At 27.6% G+C, this 6,316-nt stretch carries 7 protein-coding genes; 5 read left to right on the top strand and 2 right to left on the bottom strand.

The window, feature by feature from the left end; all coding sequences use genetic code 11:
• From ACTFWY_RS16375 to ACTFWY_RS16355, 5 genes are all read left to right on the top strand, one after another.
• Positions 1–288 (top strand): LPXTG cell wall anchor domain-containing protein (locus ACTFWY_RS16375; RefSeq protein WP_439948517.1); only part of this gene is annotated, 288 nt, incomplete at its 5' end.
• 945 nt (positions 289–1,233) lie between these two features.
• Entirely contained in the window at positions 1,234–1,794 is a 561-nt protein-coding gene (gene amaP, locus ACTFWY_RS16370) for an alkaline shock response membrane anchor protein AmaP (protein ID WP_060814997.1), read from the top strand.
• Between the two features lie 9 nt (positions 1,795–1,803).
• On the top strand, positions 1,804–1,980 hold the full coding sequence (locus tag ACTFWY_RS16365) for a DUF2273 domain-containing protein (RefSeq protein WP_071870196.1): 177 nt from the start codon (positions 1,804–1,806) through the stop codon (positions 1,978–1,980).
• Between the two features lie 60 nt (positions 1,981–2,040).
• On the top strand, positions 2,041–2,619 hold the full coding sequence (locus ACTFWY_RS16360) for an Asp23/Gls24 family envelope stress response protein (protein WP_060814996.1): 579 nt from the start codon (positions 2,041–2,043) through the stop codon (positions 2,617–2,619).
• A gap of 1,512 nt (positions 2,620–4,131) precedes the next feature.
• Positions 4,132–4,524, top strand: a complete 393-nt coding sequence (locus tag ACTFWY_RS16355) for a hypothetical protein (RefSeq protein WP_239468274.1) — start codon at positions 4,132–4,134, stop codon at positions 4,522–4,524.
• Between the two features lie 409 nt (positions 4,525–4,933).
• Here the strand turns inward: ACTFWY_RS16355 and ACTFWY_RS16350 are convergent, their stop codons facing one another.
• Positions 4,934–5,908, bottom strand: coding sequence for a C-terminal binding protein (locus ACTFWY_RS16350; RefSeq protein ID WP_252704611.1), 975 nt, complete (start codon positions 5,906–5,908; stop codon positions 4,934–4,936).
• Between the two features lie 10 nt (positions 5,909–5,918).
• Positions 5,919–6,314, bottom strand: coding sequence for a hypothetical protein (locus ACTFWY_RS16345; RefSeq protein ID WP_228614881.1), 396 nt, complete (start codon positions 6,312–6,314; stop codon positions 5,919–5,921).
• Positions 6,315–6,316: the final 2 nt, after the last annotated feature.

Raw genomic sequence — 6,316 nt, 5'->3', positions numbered from 1 at the left:
ACGCCAGAGACTCCAGATCCAGAAACTCCGGTAACGCCAGAGACTCCAGATCCAGAAACTCCGGTAACACCAGAGACTCCAGATCCAGAAACTCCGGTAACACCAGAGACTAGTAATTATAAAACTCTACAAATACAAAAGAGTAAGGTGAATTATAAATCTGAAACAAATAAAACTCTTCCAAAAACTGGAGAGGCAAAATCATCTGGAGTATTTGTAGGTATAATAGTTTTATTGACTTCTATTTTTGCTGGATTTAAATTAAATTTGAAAAGAAAAAAAGGATAGAAAATAGATCTGAGATAGAATACTTAGTGTTCTATCTCAGGTTGTAATTATGTTTTATATCACTCAAGTATTAAGGAGGGATTATGATAACTTTAGAAGAGAAATATATATAATCTTTAGGCAAGAAATGTATAAGAAAAGAGTCTATTTAAATCATAAGTATATTCAAGATACTGAATCTCACGCCCAATGTTTAATATGCTTGGCCGAAAAAACGTATTATATTATTCATTATTCAGAAATACTTATTGGTTGATTTTTTATTTTTTCTAGGGACAAAGACTTGTAATTAAAGAAACAGGAAATAAAAAACGAAAAATTAAGTCTTCTTTAACAAAAAAACATTGGAAGATAAGAAATTTTCAATAGAAAAATCTCATCTCTCAAAAAAAATATTATATACAATCGAAAAAAATTTTTTATATCGATGATAGTAATTTTTTGTCTAGTGGATTAAATAATACTAGTGTGAATTTTCAAATATTGTTAGTTAATAGTTTTTATGGTTTCTAAAAGGATTGGAGGTAAGAAATAATATGTTCGTGAGATAATAATCATTATTTAGTACATCTTCTTATAAGCAGGGAACTTATTTCTAGAATTAAAAAACTTGTATAAAAAATAAATTGAACATTCATTTTTATTTGACTTGAGGATTTTTACTTGATAATATTATATCGTAAACTATTTTAATTTATAAAGTGAACAGTCTATTTTTTTTATACAAGTTACTCACTTTGATAGTTTCAGATATAGTAATTGGTTAAACTTATCGTATTAGTTTAACTAAAGTTAGTGAGATAAATGAAATGAAAGGAGATTATTCTATAAATCAAACTGCCAAAATCTGTGTCAAGTTTAATTTATAGGTTTTGTTTAATTGTAAAGTTCCATAGAATAATAAAATAAAGAATTATATTCACAACGTAATCTAAGAGGTGGAATATGCGAAAAAGCTTGAAACTACTATTAACTATTGTTTTACTGCTGTTTTTTTTCCCTTTAGCACATACGTTAATTACAATGCAAAGTGTGGTTAGTTTACCATTTTATTTACTACCATTTACAAGTTACCCATATATTGGTAATAACATGGCTCAATTTTTGTTTTGGCTTAGTGCCGTTTTGCTAACATTCTTATTTATTATTTTAATTATTGTATTATTTTATCCTAGGATAAATAATTATATAGAAAAAAAGACCGATACTGGAAAAATAGCAATTCAAAAAAAAGCAATTGAGAATTTTGTATTAATCGCAGCAAAAGAAGAGCCTTTTATTGTTGATCCAACGGTAAAAGTTGTAATTAAGAAGAAAAAAATAAAAATCTATGTACGGGGAAAAATACGTAAAGCTTTTCAAACAGGGGAGCGACAAACCTCCTTTATAAGGAAAGTAAACACTAATTTGAATGCCTTATTTGGTGCAGAACAAACAATACTAACTGAAATAAAATTCAATGATTATCATGAAAGAAATAAAGAAACCAAATCAAAAGTTTTATAGGAGAAAACAATGAAAGAATTCATAGAGAAATATAAATATCCGCTCATTTTTGCATGTGTAGGACTACTATTAGGATTATTAATTCTCACGTTAGGACTTTTTAAAATAGTGATAATAACAATACTTACTGTATGTGGTTTTTATTTAGGTATCTATTTAGAAACTATTGGATTTTTTGACAAATAAAACTAGTTAATAACCGTTTTTACGGTAAAAAATAAATTTTTATTTTTAGGAGGAAAACTAATGGATAATAAAACAAACAATACAAAAACAGAAATTAAAAAGAATGATATATCAAAAGCTTCTGAAGCTATTAAAGGAGAATTGGTTTTTGAAGATAAAGTAATTCAAAAAATAATCGGTATTGCATTAGATGAAATTGATGGGCTTTTGACAGTTGATGGAGGATTCTTTTCAAATATAGCCGGAAAATTAGTAAATACAGATAACACAACTTCTGGAGTCGATGTTGAAGTAGGTAAAAAACAAGTTGCAGTAGATCTTTCAATAGTGGCTGAATATGGTAAAGATGTAACTACAATTTATGATAAAATTAAGCAAGTAATCTCAAATGAAGTTAGGAAAATGACTGGCTTAGATGTAATTGAAATTAACGTAAACGTTGTAGATGTAAAAACAAAAGAACAATACGAAAAAGATTCAGTTACCCTACAAGATCATCTTACTGATGCAGCTTCTGCTACTGGAGAATTTGCTTCAAAACAAATTGAGAAATCAAAAGAAGCTTTAGGAGTAGCAAGTGAAAAAGTTAATGATGGTGTACAAAACGTAAAAGAAGCAACAGAACCTCGTGTAAAATAGTAACTTCCTTTCTGTAATATACAACATATAAAATTGAAAGACTAAATTTAAGGCTCTTAGATATTTTAATGTAGATATAGAAGAAAGAACTGAAATATAATAAAACCAGTTAGGTATAGGACTTAACTGGTTTTAGTTTCTTTAAGTGGGAGATCAACATCTGAATAAGCATTTTGTGAAAGATGTAGAAATCTTTATAGCTGTTGGTTACTCATTTTGTATTTCTTATTTAGTTCTTTTGTCTCTTTCTAGTAAATCTTTACAATATTTTAGTTCTTAATTTATATTATTTAAAAATTTTATTATCGTATAAACCATTATAAAAGCTGTTAATCAAAACAGTTATCATTATTGAAAAATCTTTCTGATTTAATTTCAGAGGAAAAGAAAATCAATAGCGTTATTAGGAAATCCTAGTGACGCTATTGACTTTTTTATAGATAGAAGGGTTAATTATTTAGTTCTTTTATAATTGTTTTAACACAAGAAGCTTTATTGCTTCTATTTTGTTATTTATCACACTATATCGTGAAATACTGTATTTTATTTGGTTGATTGTCAATAGATATGGTGTAGTAGAGGAATTTAGTGAAATGGAAGAAGATAAAAAACAATAAGATTATCTGAAATAAAATATAATCATAGATAATCTAATAAATAAAGAAGCACAAAAAGCTGAAGAATAGAAGAATATAGTTAATATATAACTAATTAATGTTCACATGTAAAACCTATTTTCGAAAATACAAAAATATAAAACAAGATATATAACACCAGAAGTTGAATAATGGTATTACTTGGAATAACAGTACCTTTTTCCTTTTTTAATTTTTTGGATAACCTAAGTTGTGTTTAAGATATGTCTCTTTATTAAAATAAATGTATCATTTGTAAAATATAAGTTTTATTTTCAATTATCTGGCTACAAAGTAAGCATGAAAAACATATCATTATGAAGAGTAATTAGATAATTAAAGAAATCGATATTTACCGTCTCTTTTTTATAACTGATTTATTCTAATGGTAAAGTCTTTTTTCTTTCTTTAGTCATATTCGCAAACTAGAAATAAACAGTCACATTGAATTTTTTTTAAAATTATTTTAACATATATATTATGAAATATAATGATATTATTTCTCTTATTTTTATAAAATGAGCGTTTGTTTTGTAAACGAATAGAGTGAATGTGTTTTACTAAATCAGAGATAAGCAGATAATTATGCAATAAAAAGGATCAACAGTGGTTATAGAGTAGGATCTTTGTTAATAAGATAGCCAAGACAATCTAAAGAAATCTAACTAACTTTGACTCAGAAGAAATCATTACGAAAGTAATTAAAAAATTTATTTATTCTTTGAAGAATGCTGTATAAAAAGGGGGAGTATTTAAAAGTAAGCAAATATCCGGGTATGATTATCTGACTCATTTCACAATATATATGAACAAATCCAGTAAATTTATCTTTTTTGAAAAAGAGTATGGGTTTAATAATTATAAGAGGGTGAGAATAGTGTGTGTTATAAGTAAAGAGTATTTTTTCGAAATCTCAGATATTGCTGCATTTATTGAAGTAGAGAGAAAAAAGCAGGGTAATTCAGCAAAACTAAATACGCATGACTATTTTTTGATTGATATCGTAAAACAATTAAGTGAGCAACAAAAAGAATTAATTCAACTAATAAATTCAAAAAATTTTAAGACGATATTAAGAAGTTTGATTGAAATGGATGCTAAAATTTCTGATTATCTTTTTTTCTTAATCAATTGCAGGTTTGAAAATGATAAAGAAGTAAAAGATTGTATAGAAAGTGTAGAAAAAGATGGTCTTGATGATTACTATTGCGGATTAAATTATAATGACAGCTTAAATGACTTCAAATTGATAGTTCATAAATTTTGTTAAAAAATATGTACAGCCAAGAAATGTTCCACCATCAGTTATTGAAGACGCTATAAAATTAGGAAAGATGATTTTACTTTAAAGTTCTTTATAAGAACCTGTGAAAATCAAATTAGTGTGTTCTTAAACTATAAATAAAAAGATATTTTTTATAGATTTTATATTAGAAATATTTTGAAAAGTTTCAAAGAAGAATGCGTAATAGATGAAAAAATAATAGCTACCACATTAAAGGTAAATTGTAGATAGAGAAAGTGAGTTTTACAAGCAGGAGATTTAAAAATAGATTTATCTGATGGTAATGTTTCTATGGATATTAAAGAAAATGACTAAACAGAAGTAAATATTTCGATAATCGATATTTATTAGAGATTAGAGGATAGTGAACATCCCCCGTGAAAATGGGGGATGTTTACTGAATTTGTTTAAGATTTACAATTTCGCCTTTAGATAAATCGCCGTTTAAAAAAGCTTGAATATTTTTAAAGTTATCTTGAACTCCCTGAATAAAGGCTTCTTGTGAATAAAAAGCAATATGTGGGGTTAATACAACATTATCCATTTGCATAAATGGTAACTTATTCAAATCTGGATTTTCGTTATGCACCACATCTAAAATCGCATATGAGAGTTTTCCTGATTGCAAAGCCGCCACTAAATCCTCTTCATTTACAACACCACCACGTGAAGAATTAATAAAAACTGGGTGCCTTTGGCACAAATTAAATAAGTTTACATTTAATATTCCTTTTGTACTATTATTTAAAGGCAAGTGCGATGAAATATAATCACTTTGCTCAAAAATTTCTTCTAGACTAGCTTGTTTCACATTTGATTGTTCAAAGATTTCTGAAACTACAAAAGGATCATAAGCAATCAATTTACAACCAAAAACCTGTAAACGTTTTGCAATTAAACGTGGGATATTTCCAAATCCAATTAGACCAACAGTTAAGGAAGATAAACGACGCATATCTGGAAATAACTCATAATTCCATTCGTGATCAACTTTTACCGATTGATTGAAATCAATAATGCGACGATTATGAGAAAGAATAGCTGCTATCACATAGTTAGCCACCTCATCAATACAATATTGAGTAATATGAGAAACCGGCAATCTATGTTCATTTGCATAATCTAAGTCCACAGAATTAAAGCCAATCGAACGATAGACTACTAATTTTAAGTTGGGTAACTGTGATAAAACTTCCTCCGTTAATGGTTCATACACGGTAATAATAATATCTGCATCATGGGCATTTTCAATAATATCTGTTGGGGTTTGACTTGGACGCACTGCCATTTCTAGATCTAAATTCAATTCTTTAATGGCTTTTAACTCATGTTCAAACATATTATCTTCAAATAATCTGACTACTTTCATAAGAATTCTCCTATCTAACAAAAAATTTCGCAATTAAAATGACAAAAAATAGTGATAAAAAAGTACGCTCTAAAAAGATGACAATCACATGCCAGAATTTCATGTGCTTATTCGTTGAAATCAGTAAAGTTGCTGTTTCAGATAAATATATAATTTGAATAATACTCATCATCGCAATAATCACTCGACTTACGGTAGATTCAACAGATTGTCCTAAAATAACTGGTAAATAATTATCTGCCAAACCAGACATAATCGCACTAGCAGTTATATCTGGGCTTGCAATTCCAAATGCCATTAAAATCCATTCAACTGGCATGGAGATGATTTTAAGTAGCGGTGTATATAATGAAATCACTAAGGCTAAGGTGCCCCAACATACAATGATTGGTGTTAACCAAAACACAT

The sequence above is a fragment of the Enterococcus sp. 125944 genome, from assembly GCF_051909435.1.
GTDB lineage: Bacteria > Bacillota > Bacilli > Lactobacillales > Enterococcaceae > Enterococcus_D > Enterococcus_D gallinarum.
Note: the sequence above shows the minus strand (reverse complement) of the source record. Positions and strands in the feature narration are given on the sequence as shown.

Excerpts from the sequence above, each read along its gene's own strand:
- amaP (WP_060814997.1), top strand. The coding sequence starts at position 1,234 with ATGCGAAAAAGCTTGAAACTACTATTAACTATTGTTTTACTGCTGTTT.
- ACTFWY_RS16365 (WP_071870196.1), top strand. The coding sequence starts at position 1,804 with ATGAAAGAATTCATAGAGAAATATAAATATCCGCTCATTTTTGCATGT.
- ACTFWY_RS16360 (WP_060814996.1), top strand. The coding sequence starts at position 2,041 with ATGGATAATAAAACAAACAATACAAAAACAGAAATTAAAAAGAATGAT.
- ACTFWY_RS16350 (WP_252704611.1), bottom strand. The coding sequence starts at position 5,908 with ATGAAAGTAGTCAGATTATTTGAAGATAATATGTTTGAACATGAGTTA.